Annotated in this window: 21 protein-coding genes; 10 read left to right on the forward strand and 11 right to left on the reverse strand. The window is 63.4% G+C overall.

Annotation, left to right across the window (positions count from 1 at the left end; translation table 11 throughout):
- Positions 1-35: 35 nt before the first annotated feature.
- Entirely contained in the window at positions 36-590 is a 555-nt protein-coding gene (locus tag ADBZ9O_RS01840; protein ID WP_526527834.1) for a nuclear transport factor 2 family protein, read from the forward strand.
- On the opposite strand, the gene ADBZ9O_RS01845 is transcribed toward ADBZ9O_RS01840, so the two are convergent.
- Positions 591-1,436: a cutinase family protein gene (locus ADBZ9O_RS01845; RefSeq protein ID WP_526527837.1), complete on the reverse strand. Its 846-nt coding sequence runs from the start codon at positions 1,434-1,436 to the stop codon at positions 591-593. It abuts the gene before it with no gap.
- 400 nt (positions 1,437-1,836) lie between these two features.
- Here ADBZ9O_RS01845 and ADBZ9O_RS01850 point away from each other — a divergent pair, with 400 nt between their 5' ends.
- The 3 genes from ADBZ9O_RS01850 to ADBZ9O_RS01860 are packed head-to-tail and all read left to right on the forward strand — an operon-like array spanning position 1,837 to position 3,751.
- Positions 1,837-2,685, forward strand: coding sequence for an SH3-like domain-containing protein (locus ADBZ9O_RS01850; RefSeq protein WP_526527839.1), 849 nt, complete (start codon positions 1,837-1,839; stop codon positions 2,683-2,685).
- Between the two features lie 18 nt (positions 2,686-2,703).
- Positions 2,704-3,414 (forward strand): thiocyanate hydrolase subunit gamma, encoded by a 711-nt coding sequence (gene scnC / locus ADBZ9O_RS01855; RefSeq protein ID WP_526527841.1) that lies wholly within the window; start codon positions 2,704-2,706, stop codon positions 3,412-3,414.
- Between the two features lies 1 nt (position 3,415).
- Positions 3,416-3,751 carry a thiocyanate hydrolase gene (locus tag ADBZ9O_RS01860; protein WP_526527843.1) on the forward strand — a complete coding sequence of 112 codons (336 nt, stop codon included), beginning with the start codon at positions 3,416-3,418 and terminating at the stop codon, positions 3,749-3,751.
- 21 nt (positions 3,752-3,772) lie between these two features.
- Here ADBZ9O_RS01860 and ADBZ9O_RS01865 read toward each other — a convergent pair whose 3' ends face one another.
- The 4 genes from ADBZ9O_RS01865 to ADBZ9O_RS01880 are packed head-to-tail and all read right to left on the reverse strand — an operon-like array spanning position 3,773 to position 5,273.
- Positions 3,773-4,489 (reverse strand): NUDIX hydrolase, encoded by a 717-nt coding sequence (locus tag ADBZ9O_RS01865; protein WP_526527845.1) that lies wholly within the window; start codon positions 4,487-4,489, stop codon positions 3,773-3,775.
- A gap of 45 nt (positions 4,490-4,534) precedes the next feature.
- Entirely contained in the window at positions 4,535-4,750 is a 216-nt protein-coding gene (locus ADBZ9O_RS01870) for a hypothetical protein (protein WP_526527847.1), read from the reverse strand.
- 53 nt (positions 4,751-4,803) lie between these two features.
- The gene (locus tag ADBZ9O_RS01875; protein ID WP_526527849.1) at positions 4,804-5,067 is read right to left on the reverse strand and encodes a hypothetical protein; all 264 of its coding nucleotides are present in this window, start codon (positions 5,065-5,067) and stop codon (positions 4,804-4,806) included.
- Positions 5,064-5,273, reverse strand: coding sequence for a DUF3072 domain-containing protein (locus ADBZ9O_RS01880; RefSeq protein ID WP_526527851.1), 210 nt, complete (start codon positions 5,271-5,273; stop codon positions 5,064-5,066). Before ADBZ9O_RS01880 ends, ADBZ9O_RS01875 begins: the two co-directional genes overlap by 4 nt.
- A gap of 167 nt (positions 5,274-5,440) precedes the next feature.
- Between ADBZ9O_RS01880 and ADBZ9O_RS01885 the strand changes: the two genes are divergently transcribed.
- A complete protein-coding gene (locus ADBZ9O_RS01885) occupies positions 5,441-6,103 on the forward strand; it encodes a hypothetical protein (protein ID WP_526527853.1) in 663 nt (220 codons plus the stop codon).
- Positions 6,104-6,196: 93 nt separating this feature from the next.
- Here the strand turns inward: ADBZ9O_RS01885 and ADBZ9O_RS01890 are convergent.
- Positions 6,197-7,356, reverse strand: a protein-coding gene (locus ADBZ9O_RS01890) for an IS3 family transposase (RefSeq protein WP_526523762.1) whose coding sequence is annotated in 2 segments (ribosomal slippage) — positions 6,197-7,065 and positions 7,065-7,356 — 1,161 coding nt in all. Because the reading frame shifts where the segments join, the coding sequence is not laid out codon by codon here.
- Positions 7,357-7,437: 81 nt separating this feature from the next.
- On the opposite strand from ADBZ9O_RS01890, the gene ADBZ9O_RS01895 reads away from it, so the two are divergent.
- Entirely contained in the window at positions 7,438-7,629 is a 192-nt protein-coding gene (locus ADBZ9O_RS01895; protein ID WP_526527855.1) for a hypothetical protein, read from the forward strand.
- A gap of 110 nt (positions 7,630-7,739) precedes the next feature.
- Positions 7,740-8,435 (forward strand): SDR family NAD(P)-dependent oxidoreductase, encoded by a 696-nt coding sequence (locus tag ADBZ9O_RS01900; RefSeq protein WP_526527857.1) that lies wholly within the window; start codon positions 7,740-7,742, stop codon positions 8,433-8,435.
- 19 nt (positions 8,436-8,454) lie between these two features.
- Here ADBZ9O_RS01900 and ADBZ9O_RS01905 read toward each other — a convergent pair whose 3' ends face one another.
- From ADBZ9O_RS01905 to ADBZ9O_RS01920, 4 genes are read right to left on the reverse strand one after another with little or no spacing between them, the layout of a single operon-like run.
- Positions 8,455-9,816, reverse strand: coding sequence for an MFS transporter (locus ADBZ9O_RS01905; RefSeq protein ID WP_526527859.1), 1,362 nt, complete (start codon positions 9,814-9,816; stop codon positions 8,455-8,457).
- 28 nt (positions 9,817-9,844) lie between these two features.
- Positions 9,845-11,317, reverse strand: coding sequence for a phospholipase D-like domain-containing protein (locus ADBZ9O_RS01910; protein WP_526527861.1), 1,473 nt, complete (start codon positions 11,315-11,317; stop codon positions 9,845-9,847).
- 50 nt (positions 11,318-11,367) lie between these two features.
- Complete coding sequence (locus tag ADBZ9O_RS01915) at positions 11,368-11,847, reverse strand: hypothetical protein (protein WP_526527863.1); 480 nt, start codon at positions 11,845-11,847, stop codon at positions 11,368-11,370.
- On the reverse strand, positions 11,844-12,581 hold the full coding sequence (locus ADBZ9O_RS01920) for a hypothetical protein (RefSeq protein WP_526527865.1): 738 nt from the start codon (positions 12,579-12,581) through the stop codon (positions 11,844-11,846). The genes ADBZ9O_RS01915 and ADBZ9O_RS01920 overlap by 4 nt, the downstream gene beginning before the upstream one ends.
- Before the next feature lie 82 nt (positions 12,582-12,663).
- On the opposite strand from ADBZ9O_RS01920, the gene ADBZ9O_RS01925 reads away from it, so the two are divergent.
- Positions 12,664-15,198 carry a DEAD/DEAH box helicase gene (locus tag ADBZ9O_RS01925; protein ID WP_526527867.1) on the forward strand — a complete coding sequence of 845 codons (2,535 nt, stop codon included), beginning with the start codon at positions 12,664-12,666 and terminating at the stop codon, positions 15,196-15,198.
- Positions 15,199-15,202: 4 nt separating this feature from the next.
- Here ADBZ9O_RS01925 and ADBZ9O_RS01930 read toward each other — a convergent pair whose 3' ends face one another.
- Positions 15,203-15,481: a hypothetical protein gene (locus ADBZ9O_RS01930; RefSeq protein WP_526527869.1), complete on the reverse strand. Its 279-nt coding sequence runs from the start codon at positions 15,479-15,481 to the stop codon at positions 15,203-15,205.
- Positions 15,482-15,610: 129 nt separating this feature from the next.
- Between ADBZ9O_RS01930 and ADBZ9O_RS01935 the strand changes: the two genes are divergently transcribed.
- Positions 15,611-17,290 (forward strand): alpha-amylase family protein, encoded by a 1,680-nt coding sequence (locus ADBZ9O_RS01935; RefSeq protein WP_526527871.1) that lies wholly within the window; start codon positions 15,611-15,613, stop codon positions 17,288-17,290.
- A gap of 14 nt (positions 17,291-17,304) precedes the next feature.
- Entirely contained in the window at positions 17,305-17,883 is a 579-nt protein-coding gene (locus tag ADBZ9O_RS01940; RefSeq protein WP_526527873.1) for a TetR/AcrR family transcriptional regulator, read from the forward strand.
- The last annotated feature ends 190 nt before the right edge of the window (positions 17,884-18,073 follow it).

Below are 18,073 nucleotides of genomic sequence, written 5' to 3' on the forward strand. Positions count from 1 at the left end.
CTTTTACCTCCGGGCTTCCATGCGAGCCTATAGCGATGCCGACAACAGACACCCTGCTGCAGGAAATGCTGGATGAATTTGCGCTGCGCAAGCTTGTCCACGCCTATTGTCGCGCCGTCGACCGCGGCGATTTCGACCAGCTGCGGGGCCTCTATCACCGAGATGCCACGGACAGCCACGGTGGATTCACGGGATCCTCAGCGGGGGAAGTCTCTGACTTTCTCGCTCAACTCGCCGCCACTCGGCCCTACCTCCGGTCGATGCAACACAACATCACCACGGTGAACTTCGCCATCGACGGAGACCGTGCCGAAGGCGAGATCTACACGATCGCCACGCACACCCTCGCCGGTCGGGAACAGGACGTCGACGTCGTGGTCGGGGGTCGCTACCTCGACAAATACGAGAAGCGTGACGGCTCATGGGGAATCGTCGAGCGGACCATCGTCACCGACTGGGCCCAGGTGCACAACCCGTCCACGGTGGACCTGAGCCATCCGATCACCAGGGACACGTTGCGCGGAACCCTCGGCGCGGATGATCCGTCTTGGGACTTCTTCAGCCTGCTAAACAGGGTGCGCCCGCAGTAGTCAGGCGCCGTCCGCAGAAAGCTCGGTGGCAGTAGGTGCCGCGCTGGCGGCCAAGGCATACAGCGGCGCACCCCAGGCGTGCGCACCGCTCACGGCGGGCGCGTAGGCGGTGTGGATTGCGATGGCGGCCGGTGAGATCGTGTCGGTATCGGGGTCCGCTTCGGGGTCGTAGTCGCAGACCGGATCGCCGAGATCGCAGACGCTGACCGTGCGGGCGCCGATGGCCGGGGGCAGCATCGAGGTATCGGTCGAGGCGAGGAAGGAATGCTCCTGAGCGACGCCCTTGCCGGTGCCGGGAACATAGGCCGCCGAGCCCATATTGACGGTCGTGTCCTGCGGCAAGCGGTCTCCATCGGCGATCAGCAGGGCCGCGGCCACCTGCGGATTATCGGCGAGATCGTAAAGGTTGCGGTGGATCACCATGGCGCCTTGTGAGTAGCCGGCCAATATCACCTTGGTGTTGGGGCACTTTGCCGTGAACGCCTCAAACTGTTTGGCGGTGGCATCGGTGCCATCACCAACGCTGCCGAGGAAGTCGAGCCACCCGCCCAGCCCGCCTTCCAGCGGAACCGGGGCCGCCGGGTACTGGACGGCTTCTGCGTCGATCGTCTGACCGTTGGCCGCCAGCTGCGAGCTCAACTGCTGATACGACTGGTAGACCACGTCGCCCATGCCACCGTTGGCCGTCAAACCCGCGCCATCGCGCTGGCCCGACCCCGCGGCGCCGATCCAGTGATAGTCAGCGCAGGTGGCTGCGGCCGCGGCCGTGCCGGTGGACAGTCCGGCCAGCGTCATACCGGCCACCACAGAAGTGGTCAATACGGCCAAGCCCAGGCGACGGTTCACGACGAGATACCTCCAGATATTGGCGGCAGCAGGTGTTCGGTAACGCCGCCGCGTCAGTCAGTTCGTCGTTCGGCAGGGCTTGTCGCGTTACATTTCGGCGGGCAACTTTCTCTCTGTACGCACCTTCACCCTTTCGCTGGATGTCGGGATTCATCACAGAGCGTGCGACGCCGGCTGCCAGATAACGTTGAGCAGGGCGGTAACTGTCCGTAGTCCCAACGGCCGACGGGTGAGTCAATAAACGCTGTTGGGTGGAGTTCGTCCCCCCGCCTGACTCAGGTGTCGCCGTTGATCCACAACCTTTGATGAGGCCATTTATTCAGAATGACCCGCACGGCTGGACCATTCGAATTATCTTTGCTGAGCACACGCGTCAACTTTCCGCCCGGAAGGGACTTCCATGAGCACTGCGGCCGAACGCGCCAGTCAGCTGGAGTTGGTAGCCCGCTTGAAATCGGCCTATCCCGAGCTCCCAGACGCCCCGACTCCGGACATGGTCGACCACGACCGGATCGTGGCCTATCTGAAACCCGTCCACGACGTGGGTGGCGAGCCGGATATACCGCAGAAGTACGAAAACAAGGATTACGAGTATTGGGAGCACATGACGTATGTCCTCTCCGAGGTGCTCGCCTGGCGCGGCATCTGGCTGTCGGAGGAACGACGTCGGATCGGCAATGTCGACGTAGGTCGAGCCATCTATCACGGCCTGCCCTACTACGCCCGTTGGCTATGGGCCTGTGCGCGCGTGCTCGTCGCCAAGCACCACATCGGGCTGACAGAACTCACCGAACGGATGGCCGAGGTCCAAAGTCGCTACGCCGGTGGATTGACCGGCCCGGGCGCAAAAGCACTGAAAGCCGAGCCCAAGTTCGAGGGCGATGGCACAGCCGTCAAGCGCAACGAGCACATCGTGCACGCACAGGGCAAGGGTGATCCAGGCGTGTATGCGGGTACCGCCGGTGACGCGAAGTTCAAGGTCGGCGACCGGGTCACCGTGCGCGAGATACCGGTGCTGTTCTACACCCGCACCCCCGAATACGTCCGAGGCGCCACCGGCGAGATCGCCACACTTGCCTACGAAAGCCCGGCCGCCGAGGACGAGACCTGGGATGCTCCCGGCGCCAAAGCCGAATGGTTCTACATCGTCAGCTTCAAACAGGCCGACCTGTGGCACGGCTACAACGGCACCGCCAACGACACATTGCGGACCGAGATTCCCGAGCATTGGCTCGAAGCCGCCAACTGACCGTAGGAACGGAGCACCATGACCGCACACGACCACGACCACGACCACGACCGCACGGTGAAGCCGATGGTCGATGAGATCACCGACTTCGAGGTACTTGAGATCGCCCTGCGCGAATTGTGCATCGAGAAAGGCATTTTCACCGCCGCGGAGCATCGCCTGTTCACCGAATTTGCCGAGCAGATCGGTCCCACACCGGCCGCTCGCCTGGTAGCGCGCGCTTGGCTCGATCCCGATTTCAAGTCGCTGGCCCTGTCCGAGCCGATGACGGCGAGCAAGGAAGTCGGGGTCGACTGGCTCGAGCCCACAGGTTTCGGTACGCCAAGTGACTTCACCGCATTCTCGATCCTGGAGAACACTCCGACCGTGCATAACGTCATCGTCTGCGCACTGTGCTCGTGCTACCCGCGGCCTATCCTGGGTAATTCGCCGGAGTGGTACCGAACCCCCAATTACCGCAGTCGCCTGGTCAGGTTCCCGCGGCAGGTACTCTCCGAATTCGGCCTGTACCTCGGCGACGATATCGAGGTACGCGTGCAGGATTCGAACCAGAAACACCGCTTCATGGTGATGCCGTTACGTCCGGAGGGCACCGACGGCTGGACCGAGGACCAGCTGGTCGAGATCATCACCCGCGACTGCCTGATCGGCGTGGCCCTGCCCAAGGCCGGGGTGACCACCAACGTCATCGTCGATACCCGCCCGGCACTGCATCCCAGCGGGGAGTGACATGGAAAGCGAAGCGCTACAAGGGATCCTCACCCGCAACCAGGTATGGCCCGTGATGGCGGCGAAATACGGCGTCGAGAACCCCGTGCCGCCGTGGAAGACCAGCCTCGACGGGCTCTGCGATGCACTCGACCAGGCTTCGTGCGATGCCGACGTCCCAGATTTCAAGGAACGCCGAGACGAGGAGGACGAGCTGACGGCAACCGTCTACTCAGACCTACCGTATCCGGAGAGTCAACTGGTGGCGCTGACGCATTCGTTGCTCGCCCGCGGTGTCATCACCGAAGCTGAACTGCAACAACGCCTTTCCACTGTGCGCAGCAGACTCGAAGTGTGACTGAAGCGGACCTGGTTGGCTCTATTTCCACGCGAACACCGGCTGCTCAAGCTCATCGACCGGGTCGTGGCGACCTTCCAGGCACAGCCACCGGAATTGCAGCAGCACTGCCCCCGTCGGCGCATGGATGAGGTCATTGCCCAAGGGCATCTGCACGACGGGCCGTGGGCTTTCCGGAATCGAGATGAACCGCGGTGAATCCTCACGCAGCAGCTGGTGCAGCCCTACTCGGTAGACCGCCACCACCTCATCGGGTGCTGGACGAAGATCTAGCCGTCCACTACCCCAGATCACCACCGGCGTGATGACATAACCCGACCGCGTCGCGTAGTCATCCAGTAAGCCGAGAACCGACGACGCGGGCAGCGCGACGCCCAGCTCCTCCTGCGTTTCCCGCAGAGCGGCATCCACAGCGGATTCACCCGGATCGAGCCGGCCGCCGGGTAGCGCCCACTGTGCGGCATGAGCGCGCAGGCGAGAGGCCCTGCGGCACAGCAGGAAAGCGGCGCCACCTGAGACGCCGATCATCCGACCATCGAGGTCCTCGGGCATCGGGCGGCCTTGGATCCATTCCTCCACCGGCGCCGGGTCCACTCTGTCCTCGCCAACTTCGGAGTCGACGAGCACAACCGCGACAGCGGCGCGCCTCTTCGTCGGGTCGGTTACCGTCCGGCGGTCGTGGCCGGCCATGTGCGCCCGGATCTGGTCGCACAGCGCCTCGCTATAACTGATTGTCACCTTGTGACGATAAAGCGACCGCGTTACGACAGAACCGGCGGTGGGTCATTGCGGGGGCGGCGGGGAGGAGGGAAGGACCGCTTCGGCACCAACCTCGCTTCCGACGCGTCGGCGGCGGACGGCCACCGTTGTCGCGACACCGACTGCGCTGACCACCAGAACTACCGCCGGCCAGATCATGATCTGCGCCAACCAGATTCGACGCTGCACCCGTGCTGCCCGCTTTTCCACGCTGCGCAGTGACGACCATGCCGCTCCCATGCGGCTCGGATTCCCGTCACTACCGCCGCCACACGTGCGGATGGCGGACACCCTCACTCGGCCACGTCGTGCGGCGTCGGACTCTGCGGTGATTCCCACTTGGACTCCAGCGACCGGAGCACGGGGGTATCTGCGGCCATCTCCATATCGAATGTTTCACCGTCGTCACCGGCGAAGGTGACGGTGAACGTGGTGCCGGTGGCTGTCTCGCTGGAATCCAAGAACACCACCTTGTATTCACGCTCACCGACCCCGTCACGCTCAAGAGTGATGAGGTCACCGGCAGCAACGTTGTCGATGCGGTCTGTGTCGGTCACGCTCCGCGCCCCGTCTGTTCCTGCAGTTTGTCGATCAATTCGGAGGCCCCGGCTTTGGTCAGATCATCGGGAACCTCGATCTTGGCTTCCTGGCCCAGCGTATGCAGATAGCTGCGCTGCGCCCCCGTCATGGGTTCATCGCCGGTCACCCACTGTGAGGGGTCTTTCTCGGCGTTTTCCTTCGGTGCTTGTTCTTGACTGGTCATGTCACCACCTCCGCAGACCGGAATAACCATCGAACGCGCTTGCGAAACACCGGGCGACAGTGCGGGCCAGTGTCAGTCGTTGCTGAAGTTGTGATCGGTAGTGAGCCTTTCGCGACACGCTTTGCCTACCCCACGGACCCGTCGGGGCTGAAGCTTGAGAGGTACAGATGAAACCCAACCGTGTCGGCGTCGCCCTCGTAGCTGCAGTTCTTGCGGCTTCCGCACTGAGCGGCTGCTCGAAGGTTTCCGAGATCAAGGACGCCGCAATCAAGAACGCGGCGAACAATGACACGACCACCACGGCCACGCAGACCGTTGCATCGACCACCGAAAGAACCACGGAAAAGACCACTGCGAACACCACCGACGCGGTCTCGGGCAACCTCTTCACTGCCGAAGGTATCGACGCGGCCTATGCGGCGATCTCAGAAAAGGTCGGCGCCAATCCCATGCAGCTGGTGGAGGTGACCATCATCCCTGGGGTGTTGACCTTGGAGGCCGTCGATCCCAACGCTCCGACCGAACTCAACCAGTGGAGCTACACCGCGGGCGCAGTCGGACCTTCCCGCCCCGTGGACTACGGCGACGATGTCGAGGCGCTTCAGCAGAACCTGTTCTCCGTCGACGACGTTGCCTCTACCGCAGTCGTCACCGCCATCAATGGTTCCGTGGCGGCGAGCGAAATCCCGGACGGCAAGGTCCAAAGCGTAGTCATCAAACGAAATTTGCCGTTCGACTCGAACGTGATCATCTTCGTCAACGTTCAGGGGGAGCGCAGCAGCAAGCAGGTGCGCGCCGACCTCGCCGGGCAAATCACCGACGTCGTTTGAGTTCACCGACGACGATCCGACGCCAAACTGATTCAAGTGCGCGAATCGGGGAAGGGACTGCCCCGAGTTCAGTTGACTCGCGGGGTGTGAATTTCAGGCCGCGGTTGCGGCTGGGGTGTGGAGCAGTTCGAACTCTATCGGGGTGAGCTTGCCAAGGGCGCGTTGGCGGCGGCGTCGGTGGTAGGTGCGCTCGATCCAGGTGACGATCGCCAGTCGCAGTTCGGCTCGGGTGGACCACCGTTGCCGGTCGAGGACGTTACGTTGCAATAGTGCGAAGAAAGACTCCATGGCGGCGTTATCTCCACATGCCCCGACGCGGCCCATGGAGCCTCGTAACCCGTTGTGCGACAGCATGTACACGAATTTCCGTGACCGGAATTGGCTGCCGCGGTCGGAATGCACGATCGTAGCGACGGGCGAGCGGACGCCGACGGCGTGACGCAGGGCGGCCACGGCCAGCGACGCCTTCATCCGCGAGTCGATCGAGTAGCCGACGATTCTGTTGGAGTACACGTCCTTGATGGCGCAGAGGTAGAGCTTGCCTTCATCGGTGCGGTGCTCGGTGATGTCGGTTAACCAGATCTCGTTGGCGGTCTGGGCAGAGAATTGGCGGCCAACGAGGTCGTCGTGCACGGGTGGCCCGGCCTTCCTGTTCAGTCCGCGCTTCTTGGCGAAGACCGACCAGATGCGTTCTTGCGAGCACAGTCGAGCCACTCTGTTCTCGCCGGCGATGATCCCGAGTGCGGGGAGTTCATCGGCGATGAAGCGGTAGCCGAAGGTGGGGTCGTCGGCGTGGATGTCGAGGGCGGCGTTGATGAGATGTGCATCGTCCAAGTCGCGTTGTGTCACAGGGGCTTTGCGCCACTTGTAGAACGCTTGGGTAGAGAAGCCAAGAACCCGGCAGGTCACCGTGACGGGGACACCGTCTGCGGCAAGATCAAGGACCAGCGGGTACATCATTTTGGGTTGACGTCCCGCGACAAGTAGCCGACGGCACGGCGCATGATCTCGGCTTCTTGCTCGAGGAGCTTGATCCGTTTGCGCGCTTCACGCAGCTCGGCAGAGACGTCACCCGCGGCCGCGGTTGCTCCTTTTCGGTCGATACCGTCTTCGCGGTCGGCGATCTTGAGCCAGCGATGCAGGCAGGCCTCGGAGATGCCGAAGTCCTTCGCGATCTGACGTAGCGGCGCCTCACCCTTGCGGGCTACAGCGATCACGTCAGCGCGGAACTCGGCGGGAAATGCTTTCGGCACGGAATTGATCCTTCCAGCAAGGACGAATCCTCACAGGTCAGGAGTCAACCAAACTGGGGGCAGTCCCGAACGCAGGCACGCATGGCAACATACCGAGTCCTCAACCCCAAAGGCGATGTCGTGGACACCAAGGACATCGAGAGCGCAGACAACGCACACGCATGGTTCGTGGATGAGGTCGCCAAGCCCGAATTGGGCTGGCGGATGGAAGTGCAGACCGACCAAGGAGATTGGGAGTTCATCGACGACAGCGAAGGCGACCGCAAGTACTAGCGGAAGCCGCGGCGGCGGACCTCTGTCAAAGGCACAGGATGAACTTCGGCCCGTAACGACTTGTAGGACGTGTAAGAACGAGGACTCATCGACGTTTCAGAGGAGCACAGATGACCATCACGCTGATCACCGGCGGGAACAAAGGCCTCGGCTACGAATCTGCGCGCCGTCTCATCGACGTCGGGCACACCGTTTACCTCGGCGCCCGCGACGCCGAGCGCGGCCAGAAAGCCGCCGCGGAACTCGGGGCACAATTCGTCGCACTCGACGTCGCCGATGACGCGTCGGTTGACGCTGCCGCTGCCGAACTGGCCCAGCGGGAAGGCCACCTCGATGTGCTGATCAACAACGCCGGCCTCTCCGAAGGCCGCATCGCAGCCGAGGATGTGTCCGCCGCGGGAATGCTGGAGATCTACCAGGTCAACGTGTTCGGCATCGTGCGGATGACGCAGGCATTCCTGCCGTTGCTTCGCGCTGCCGAGACGCCGGTCATCGTGAACGTCGGCAGCGGTCTGGGTTCCCTCGCAGTGGTGACCAACCCCGAACGCTTCGAATCCACCTTCCCTGTTCCGATCTACGGATCCTCGAAAGCGGCGGTCTCGATGCTCACGGTGCAGTACGCCAAGGCGCTGCCCGGTTTCCGGATCAACGTCGTCGACCCCGGCTACACCGCCACCGATATCAACGGCAACAGCGGCCCTCAGACGGTGGCCGAAGGTACCGACGCGATCGTCCGGTTGGCCACCATCGGAGCCGACGGCCCCACCGGCGCCTTCTTCGACCGCCACGGCGTAGTGCCTTGGTAATGCGCGGGGTAACCCCGGCCTAGACCTTGGCCCAGGCGCTCCCCTGCTCGCGGTCGAGCACGGTGAGGCTCTTGTTCTTCAGACCGAAGATGTAGACCAGCAAGCTGATACCGATCACGACGGTGACGTAGAGGATGAACCAGCCGATGTGTTGGCCTGATTTGGCCGCTTGGAAGAGCAGCGGCGCAGTCCCGCCGAAGGCGGAGTTCGCCAGCGCATAGCCCAATCCCACACCGAGCGCCCGAATTTCGGCGGGGAACAGCTCCGCCTTCACGATCGCGTTCACCGACGTGTAGCCGGTGAGGATGATGTAGCCACCGGCTGTCAATGCGAAGGCCAACAGAGGTGATGTGGCCTGCGGCAGGTAGGTGATCAGGACGTAGGTGTACAGGACGCCGCCAACCCCGAAGAAGACCAACAGCGGCTTGCGGCCCACCCGGTCACTGATGATGCCGCCGACAGGCTGCAGCAGCATCAAGAAAATGAGCCCGAGCAGGTTGATCCACGTCGCGGTCAGCGCCTGGTCCTTACCGAAGGTCGACTTGACGATCGCCGGCGCGTTGATGGTGTAGGTGTAGAAGGCGACCGTGCCACCCGCGGTGATCAGGAAGACGAGCAGCAGCGGACGCCAGTGCGTGGTGAACAGCGACTTCATCGAGCCGGCTTCGCGGTCCTTGCCTTCGCGGATGGCCTCCAGGTGCGACTCGCTCAGCGACTCGTCCATCGATCGTCGCAGCCACAGCACCACCAGCGCTGCGATGCCACCGATGAAGAATCCGATGCGCCACCCCCAAGCCGTCACGGTCTCGACGTCGAGGACGCTGAGCGCGATGAGAAGGGTGAACTGCGCCAGCACATGACCGCCGACCAGGGTGACGTACTGGAACGACGAGAGGAAGCCACGACGGTGCGGGGTCGCCGCCTCGGACATGTACGTCGCCGATGTGCCGTACTCCCCGCCGGTGGCAAAACCCTGCACCAGTCGGGCAAGGATCAGAATTACTGCCGCCCAGTAGCCGATGATCTCCCGCGTGGGCATCACTGCCACGACGAAGGAACAGGTCGACATGACGGTGATGCTCAGCATCAGCGCGGCTTTGCGGCCGCGCCGGTCGGCGTACCGGCCGAAGAACCAGGAGCCCACCGGCCGCATGATGAACGTCACGGCGAAGATCGCGTAGATGTACAGCGTCGAGTTGGTGTCACTCTTATCGAAGAACTGCGCCTCGAAATAAGTGGCAAAGACCGTGTAGGTGTACACGTCGTACCACTCGACGAGGTTGCCTGCCGAGCCCCGCATGGTGTTGGCCACGGCCCGCCGGGTACTGGTCTGCGCGAGTGTCGGACTGGTATTGCTGGACTGTGCATCCCCGTCAGTCATGCAGGGACGATAACGGACTTCGACCCAGCTATTCGGAGAATCCCGCGAGCCAGCGTTGCACGCTCCGCGTCAACGACCGCGGTACCTCGTCGGGATCCATCAGATCATTCTCGGCCAGTGGGCTGGCCTCACCGTCCACTGTCTCGCTGGTGAACCGACTCAGCCCTCGACCGCCCCCGCGAAACGCTTCGACGGTTTGCAAAAATGACCACCCACTTTGATCGCGCGCGTGGGCGAACTCCTCGGCGGTCACCCCCAGGTGCTCAGATACCAGACGGTCGCGCACGGACACGATTGTGCGCCTGAGGTTTACGTGCTCCGGTGTGCCCGGGACCGACTCGACGGCAACATCGCACTCGGAGTCAAATCCCATGGACCGGTTGTTGAGGTTCGACGAGCCGATGCGTAGCAGGCGATCATCCACCACCAGGACCTTCGCGTGCACATAAATCGGTGCGCCGCTTTCGGTCACCGGCCAGTACACCGCAAAGCGCTGATGCTCGTCGGCTTTCCAGAGCAGATCCAGCAGTCGGTACCGGGCACTGTCCATCGCCGTCTCTTCGAGCCGGCTCTCGGACCGACGGGGCATGACGACGACGATCTCCGGGCCATCCGGTTCCTGCAATCGCGCCGCCAACGCGGCGGCAAGCGTGCGGGATGCCAGATACTGGTTCTCCAGATAGATGGTGTGTTTGGCCGCGGCGATCGCAGCAAGGTTCAGCGCCTCGACCTCACGGATCTCCTTGCTGTGCTCCAGATCTGGCACCGTGCGGGCAATCGCCACGTCGACGTCGTGCAGCAGGGGTTCCAGGTCACGAGGCCAGACGACATGCCTGGCCTCGATCGGCTCCAGCGCTTTACCAGTCGCGGTCTGCCATCGATCGCGGGCCAGCTGACCCAGGGCGCGCGCAGCGTCGCCGTCCATCGCTGCCGCGACTTCGTGCCGCGGCCCATAGGTCCCGCCTCCGGGCGATCGACGAAAGCGGTTGTCGTCCAGGTGTTCTGATGTGTCCCAGCGGTCGGCGGCGAAATCGATACCACCGCACAACGCGAACGCGTCGTCGATGGCCACCACCTTCTGATGAGGGACTGCGCCGATCGGATGCACACCATCGATGGCGAATTGCAGCCGCTCATTACTGAGCCAGTTCAACAAAGCCACCGGCGTCACCCTGCCCCACAGCCCTTCAAAGGCCGGCAGCAAGCGGACGTTCGATCGCAACAGGCAGATCTCGAGATGAGGTCGGACGCGGGTCAACCAGCGGATGAAGTTGCCCAACTGGTTGGGGCCGGGCAGCGTCTTGCCACCGTGTTCAAAGGCGATTCTGGTGTCGAAATCCCACCCGATCAAGATGATGCGGTGCTGGGCACGCAACATCGCCGCCTTGGCATGCCGGAAGTAGTCCGCGCCGTCGATGATGCAGGCGAAGTTGTCGGCCCGTTCGATTCGCCAACACGACTGGCCTGCGACCAATAACCGGCCGCCGCTCTCCGCTGACATAGGGCCGTGTTTACCACATCCGGTGCCGGTTGCCGACCGGATCAGGGGCCCTAACGCGGCAGCGTGTCAACCAATTCGACGGTGTCACCGATGTTGACGGTGACGACCTCACCCGCGGTCGCGATGGCAGGCAGGTCAGCCACCAGAGTGTCACCGGCGATGCCGGCGAGTTCAGCCATCCCGTCGAAGATCGGAACTGGGGCGTCGGCGAAGATCGGTGTGCCGTAGCTGCGCGAGTAGTCCGCTTTGGTGTTGACAGAAGCCGGAGCAGTAGGTCGCTGCGCCCCGGTGCTGTAGGTCTCGGCGCGAGCGAACAATTCGCGGACGTCAAATACCTTGACCCGCAGTTTCTCCTCGGACAGTCGGCCCAATTCCCGGCCGGTCTCGGGGTCGGTGATGAGCTGGCCGTCATCGGTGAACACCGCGAAGATCATCCCGGGCACCACCCCCGCCTCGGCACCCTTGTTGATGACCAGCGTGAATTCATCCTCGACGAGCGCAACGAGACCGGTGATCTGCGAACCATTCATGATCGCCCAACCACCGAAATACTCTCGCGCGCAGAGACTTTCGCTACCTTACCGACCCTGATTCGGGGACGAGGAGCCGGTCGTTCGGGTCCTTGCCCGCTCCCGAACGACAGCTCGGTCGCGGTTTTCGCCTGGATCAACGCGACCACTGCCTGCTGCTGCCGATCTGTGCCCAGTGCATTGAGCGCGAAGGCCAGCTTGGTGTCGACGTACTCAACGGACCGCGCAAGGTCGGGCGCCCGGCCGGGGGCGTGCTGGCGTTCCTGGCCGAGACTTCGATACCAATGGTGGGCGACGGCGCCGAACGCAAGCGCGAAGCCTGGCACGAACACCACGGCGCAGGTCTTGCCGAGTGCGTTGTCGAGAGCCACGGACCCGGCGATGCTCAGCAGCGCACCCAAGCCCAGAGCGCCGAGGAGTTGCAGCACGGGTGACACCTGTCTGATGACCTGCCAGCCGATCATGGCGATACCCGTGCAGAGCGTGCCGATCCGGCGCGCAACAGCGGTCGCGGCGGCACCCACCGAGACGGCGATCCGGCCGAGCTTCTCGGTGTGCTTGCGCGTCGTCTCGATCGTCGGCATCGACCACACATGTCGCTGTTCCGGTGCGGGGGCGGTGGAGGTGTCGGGCGGAACCGCGACCTGCTCCGCCATGGGCTCTTCGCCCTCCTCGCCCGCTGCCGTCGGCCGGTCCTCGATCACGCCGGTATTAACCACTTCTGCATCATCCATTAACTCCTGTCACAGCAGCCCCTGACGCGCCGGGGTCCGGCCGTATTGGTCGGCGGGCCCATCAGGCACGCTGGTCCCTACGATGACCCGCCCTCTCCTGGACGACCCGGCCGACTTGTCTGCGTTACGCGCCGTGGGCGCCGATCCCGACGAGCTGTTCGCCACCTTCGCCGCCTGGGCCGAAGAGAGTGGGACCACGCTCTACCCGGCGCAGGAAGAATCGCTGATCGAGCTGGTCAGCGGCACGAACGTCATCCTTGCCACGCCAACCGGCTCGGGTAAGTCGCTGGTGGCCACCGGCGCGCTGTACGCGGCGTTGGCGGGCGGACGCCCCAGTTACTACACCGCTCCGATAAAGGCGCTGGTCAGCGAACGCTTCTTTGCGTTATGCGAGGTGTTCGGGGCGGTCAACGTCGGCATGCTCACCGGCGACGCCTCCGTGAACGCCGGGGCGCCAATCATCGCCTGCACCGCGGAGGTACTGGCCAACATCGCGTTGAGGGAGGGCGCCCACGCTGACATCGGCTTGGTAGTGATGGACGAGTTCCATTTCTATGGCGACCCCGATCGTGGCTGGGCGTGGCAGGTGCCGTTGCTGGAACTGCCAAGGGCGCAGTTCCTGCTGATGTCGGCCACCCTCGGTGATGTCACGTTCCTGCGCGAGGACCTGACCCGCCGCACCGGCCGGCCAACGGCACTGGTGGCTAATGCCGAACGCCCGGTCCCCCTGCATTACTACTACGCGACGACGCCGATGCACGAGACCATCCAGGACCTGCTGGACACCGCACAGGCACCGGTCTACGTCGTCCATTTCACCCAGGCGTCGGCCCTTGAGCGCGCGCAAGCGTTGATGAGCGTCAACGTCAGCACCAAAGATGAGAAGGCGGCGATCGCAGAGCTGATCGGCGCGTTCAGATTCTCGTCGGCCTTCGGTACGACGCTCTCGCGACTGGTCCGGCACGGCATCGGCGTGCACCACGCCGGGATGTTGCCCAAATACCGGCGGTTGGTCGAACAGCTGGCCCAGGCCGGGTTGCTCAAAGTCATCTGCGGGACCGACACCCTTGGCGTCGGCATCAATGTGCCGATTCGCACTGTCGTCTTCTCGGCGCTGTCGAAGTACGACGGCGTCCGCACCCGGCTACTCCAAGCCCGCGAGTTCCACCAGATCGCCGGTCGCGCTGGCCGGGCAGGGTACGACACCGCCGGGACTGTCGTCGTCCAGGCCCCCGACCATGAGGTCGAAAATCTCAAACAGTTCGCCAAAGTCGCCGACGATCCCAAGAAGCGTCGAAAGCTGGTGCGCCGCAAGATACCCGAGGGCATGGTGCCGTGGAGTGAGAAGACCATGACCCGGCTGGTCGAAGCCACTCCCGAACCACTGACCAGCAATATGCGCGTCTCGACCGCGATGATCCTCGATGTCGTCGATCGACCCGGTGACCCGTTCATCGCGATGCGCCGACTACTCACCGAAAACCACGAACCGCGCAAACGACAGCTCCGCCATATCCGAGAGGCGGTCGGCATCGCCCGTTCCTTACTGCAGGCGGGTGTGCTGGAGCGCCTGGACGAAGCCGAGCCCGACGGGCGGCGCTACCGGCTGACTGTCGACCTGCCGCCGGACTTCGCCCTGAACCAGCCACTTTCGACGTTCGCGCTCGCCGCCATCGACATGCTGGACCCGTCCTCTGAAACGTATGCGCTGGACATCATTTCGGTGATCGAGGCCACCCTGGAAGACACTCGGCAGATCCTGGCAGCGCAATTGAACAAGGCCAGGGGTGAGGCCGTGGCTGCGATGAAGGCCGAGGGTATCGAATACGACGAGCGAATGGCGCTGCTGGACGACGTCACGTATCCCAAGCCGCTGGCCGAGCTGCTCGGGCACGCCTTCGAGGTGTACCTGCAGAGCAATCCGTGGGCTGCCGATGCGCGGTTGTCACCGAAATCGGTGGTGCGTGAGATGTGGGAGCGGGCCTTCACCTTTCGGGAGTTCGTCAGCGTCTACGCGCTCACCCGGTCCGAGGGTGCGGTGCTGCGATACCTGTCGGACGCCTTCAAGGCGTTACGGTCCGGAGTACCTGCCGCGGCGCGCACCGAGGAGCTCACCGATATCGTCGAGTGGCTCGGTGAGCTTGTGCGCCAAGTCGATTCAAGCCTGCTCGACGAATGGGAGCAGCTCACCAGCCCCGACCAACCCCACGATGTTCCGGTGTCAGTACCCGCCCGTCCCCGTCCGTTGACCGGCAACGAACGAGCCTTCACGGCGATGATTCGCAACATGCTGTTTCGGCGGGTCGAGCTTTTCGCACGTCGTCGGTGGCACGACTTGGCCGCGTTGGACAGCGGTTCGGGGTGGACCGCCGAGCGCTGGGAAGATGCCGGCTTGGCGTACTTCGACGAACATGATGACGTGGGCACCGGCGCTGACGCCCGTGGTCCGGCGCTGCTGATCTTCGATCGGCAGCCCGGACTGTGGCGGGTGCGTCAGATACTGGACGACCCGGCCGGTGACCACGACTGGGGTTTCGATGTGGAGATCGATCTGGATGCCTCCGACGAGGAGGGCTCGCCGGTGCTTCGACTGGTCGACGCGGGCCTACTGGCCTGAACCCCTACAGGTGCGGGGCCTGGCTGATCTTGGTGTCCTCTGTCCCGGCGGTCTGGCAATACGTCTGCGCCGAGAGTCGTGTCCCCGTGATCTCCAGGTTTGCGGGGTCGGTGCCCTTTTCGTCCTTGAGCATCTTGGAGATCGTCTCGTTCTGGGTCTTCTCATCCTGACCGAGGAAGTCCTTGCACTTCGTATCGCCACCCTGATTGACGATGCCCGAGGAGCAGCTGCTCAGCGATAGCGCCACAGCGATACCTGCCACTAGAAGTGTTCCGCGTTTCATCTTCGCCCTATCTGGATCGTTACCGGCTGCATGTGCCGCAGCCCTGGAATGTCGCGCTTTTTGTACCCACAACGTGCCCACAGAAAACCTTGGGGGTAGCCGTTGCGGCAGAACGGGTATGCGCAGCCCATGAGAAGCATCGATACCGGCGACCTATGGTGGAAAAACGCGATCATCTATTGCGCCGATATCGAGACGTTCTACGACCACAACGGCGACGGCACCGGTGATATCCGCGGGATGACCGATCGCATCGAGTACCTGGCCGATCTGGGCGTGACGTGCCTGTGGTTGATGCCGTTCTATCCGACTGCCAGCAAGGACGACGGATACGACATCACCGACTTCCTCAGCGTGGACCCGCGGCTGGGCAATCTCGGCGACTTCGTCGAATTAGTTCGCACCGCAAAGTCATCCGGGATCAGAGTGATCATCGATTTCGTGATGAACCACACCTCCGATGCCCATCCGTGGTTCAAGTCGGCGCGCCGCAGCACCGACGACCCCTATCGCGACTACTACGTGTGGAGCGCGACCGAGCCGAAGTCGAGTCCCAAGGATGTCGTCTTCCCGGATCAGGAAGACAGCATCTGGGAGCTCGACCCGAAGACCGACGAGTGGTACCTGCATCATTTCTACAAACACCAGCCCGATCTCAACATCGCGAATCAACAAGTGCAGGAAGAAATCTCGCGCACTCTCGGCTTCTGGCTGGAGCTCGGCGTCGCTGGGTTCCGCGTCGACGCGGTGCCATTCCTGTTCGCCAAGGACGGGGTGCCCGGCGAGCCCGGGGTATTCGATCCGTTCGAATACCTCGGTGACGTACGTAATTTCGTCACGCGCCGGGTCGGGGACGCCGTCCTTCTCGGGGAGGTCAACGTCGCCTACCAGGATCAGAAGAAGTTCTTCGGCGGTCCCGACGGGGACGGACTGAACATGCAGTTCGACTTTATCGGCATGCAGAGCATCTACCTTTCGATGGCGCGTGGTGACGCCAGGCCGATCGCGAAGGCGCTGCGGCAGCGACCCGCCCTTGACGTGACGAGCCAGTGGGCCAACTTCGTCCGCAATCACGATGAGCTCACGCTGGACAAGCTCAGTGACGCCGAGCGTCATGAAGTGTTCGACGCATTCGGGCCCGATCCGGATATGCAGCTCTACGACCGGGGGTTGCGCCGTCGGCTGCCATCCATGCTCGGCGGCGATGAGCGGCGCATGAAAATGGCCTACTCGCTGGCGTTCTCCCTGCCGGGCACACCGGTACTGTTTTACGGCGAGGAAATCGGGATGGCCGAAAATCTCGATATCCCAGGACGACTGGCGGTGCGATCACCGATGCAATGGACCGGCGGAGTCAACGGCGGCTTCTCCAAGGCAGCCAAGCGCCGACTCACCCGCCCCCTGCCCGATGGGCTGTTCGGGCCGGAGCGGGTCAATGTCGCCGACCAACGGCACAATCACGACTCCTTCTGGTGGTTCATCCGCGATCTCATCTACACCTATCGTCAGCAGCCGGAGATCGGCTGGTCCACCGCGGAGGTACTCAAACAACCCCATCGGGCCGTGCTGGCGCACCTCCTGCGAGAGCAATCGGGCTGGCAGATGCTGGCGCTGCACAATTTCGGCACCCAGAGTGCTCTCGTGCCCGTCGCGTTTGATGATGCGCCACCGGGGTCGACACTGGTCGACCTCCTGGACGGACTCTCCGAGCACCCCCTTGACCCCGACGGCCGGGCGGAGGTCGCACTGGATTCCTATGGCTACCGGTGGTTGCGTCTGGTGCGGCCGGGAGATGATCCGGTCATCTGAGGTTGAATCATGCGATGAGTGTTGGGCGACCCCGTGACTCGTCGATTGACGAACGAGTGCTCTCGGCGACCCGCGAGCTGCTGATGGAAGTCGGATGGGACGAGCTCAGCGTGCGACTGGTCGCGCAGAAAGCCGGCGTTGGCCGTGCGAGCCTGAACCGGCGCTGGGCCTCAAAAGCCGAACTGGTACTGCACGCCATCCTGGGCGAGGCACCAGACTTGTCCCCCTTCCTCGGCACTGATCTGACCGGGTGGATCTCCTGGGTGGTGCGCGGCAGCTATGCCCTGTTCAGCAGGCCTGACGTCACTGCGGCCGTACCGGGTCTACTGCTGGCGTTGCGCGAGAACGACGAGATGCGCGCGACATTGTGGGCGAGTTTCAGCGGTCCAGCGGTGGCGCTCTATGCCGGCCATATGGAAGCCACCACACCCGCCGAGCAACGACGCGCCGAGCTTGACGCCAGGGCGCTGCTGGCGATGGCGGCAGGTGCTGCGCTGTTCATCACGTCAGTGGCGCACGAGGACGACTCCGACGCCATGCGGGACCGGATCACCCAGATGTTGACGGCGGCTGTCAGCGCAGCACGCGCATAGGCGAAGCCGCCAATGACGGGTTAGTCGTTGCTACGACAGGGTAGGTTCAGCACCGGAGGGGCGCGTAGTCCGGAGTGCGTGCTCCTCAAGTCCTTGGCGGTTCCAATCCAAGTGCCCCAAGGGCGCCCTCAGGGGTTGAGTTGCCTTGGCGCCGAACCTATTTGACGTCCTAGTAAATAGGGTTGGCGCC

Source organism: Mycobacterium sp. (assembly GCF_965229105.1).
Taxonomy (GTDB): Bacteria; Actinomycetota; Actinomycetes; order Mycobacteriales; family Mycobacteriaceae; genus Mycobacterium.

Excerpts from the sequence above, each read along its gene's own strand:
- ADBZ9O_RS01840 (WP_526527834.1), top strand. The coding sequence starts at position 36 with ATGCCGACAACAGACACCCTGCTGCAGGAAATGCTGGATGAATTTGCG.
- ADBZ9O_RS01850 (WP_526527839.1), top strand. The coding sequence starts at position 1,837 with ATGAGCACTGCGGCCGAACGCGCCAGTCAGCTGGAGTTGGTAGCCCGC.
- scnC (WP_526527841.1), top strand. The coding sequence starts at position 2,704 with ATGACCGCACACGACCACGACCACGACCACGACCGCACGGTGAAGCCG.
- ADBZ9O_RS01860 (WP_526527843.1), top strand. The coding sequence starts at position 3,416 with ATGGAAAGCGAAGCGCTACAAGGGATCCTCACCCGCAACCAGGTATGG.
- ADBZ9O_RS01870 (WP_526527847.1), bottom strand. The coding sequence starts at position 4,750 with ATGGGAGCGGCATGGTCGTCACTGCGCAGCGTGGAAAAGCGGGCAGCA.
- ADBZ9O_RS01880 (WP_526527851.1), bottom strand. The coding sequence starts at position 5,273 with ATGACCAGTCAAGAACAAGCACCGAAGGAAAACGCCGAGAAAGACCCC.
- ADBZ9O_RS01885 (WP_526527853.1), top strand. The coding sequence starts at position 5,441 with ATGAAACCCAACCGTGTCGGCGTCGCCCTCGTAGCTGCAGTTCTTGCG.
- ADBZ9O_RS01895 (WP_526527855.1), top strand. The coding sequence starts at position 7,438 with ATGGCAACATACCGAGTCCTCAACCCCAAAGGCGATGTCGTGGACACC.
- ADBZ9O_RS01900 (WP_526527857.1), top strand. The coding sequence starts at position 7,740 with ATGACCATCACGCTGATCACCGGCGGGAACAAAGGCCTCGGCTACGAA.
- ADBZ9O_RS01905 (WP_526527859.1), bottom strand. The coding sequence starts at position 9,816 with ATGACTGACGGGGATGCACAGTCCAGCAATACCAGTCCGACACTCGCG.
- ADBZ9O_RS01910 (WP_526527861.1), bottom strand. The coding sequence starts at position 11,317 with ATGTCAGCGGAGAGCGGCGGCCGGTTATTGGTCGCAGGCCAGTCGTGT.
- ADBZ9O_RS01915 (WP_526527863.1), bottom strand. The coding sequence starts at position 11,847 with ATGAATGGTTCGCAGATCACCGGTCTCGTTGCGCTCGTCGAGGATGAA.
- ADBZ9O_RS01920 (WP_526527865.1), bottom strand. The coding sequence starts at position 12,581 with ATGGATGATGCAGAAGTGGTTAATACCGGCGTGATCGAGGACCGGCCG.
- ADBZ9O_RS01925 (WP_526527867.1), top strand. The coding sequence starts at position 12,664 with ATGACCCGCCCTCTCCTGGACGACCCGGCCGACTTGTCTGCGTTACGC.
- ADBZ9O_RS01930 (WP_526527869.1), bottom strand. The coding sequence starts at position 15,481 with ATGAAACGCGGAACACTTCTAGTGGCAGGTATCGCTGTGGCGCTATCG.
- ADBZ9O_RS01935 (WP_526527871.1), top strand. The coding sequence starts at position 15,611 with ATGAGAAGCATCGATACCGGCGACCTATGGTGGAAAAACGCGATCATC.
- ADBZ9O_RS01940 (WP_526527873.1), top strand. The coding sequence starts at position 17,305 with ATGAGTGTTGGGCGACCCCGTGACTCGTCGATTGACGAACGAGTGCTC.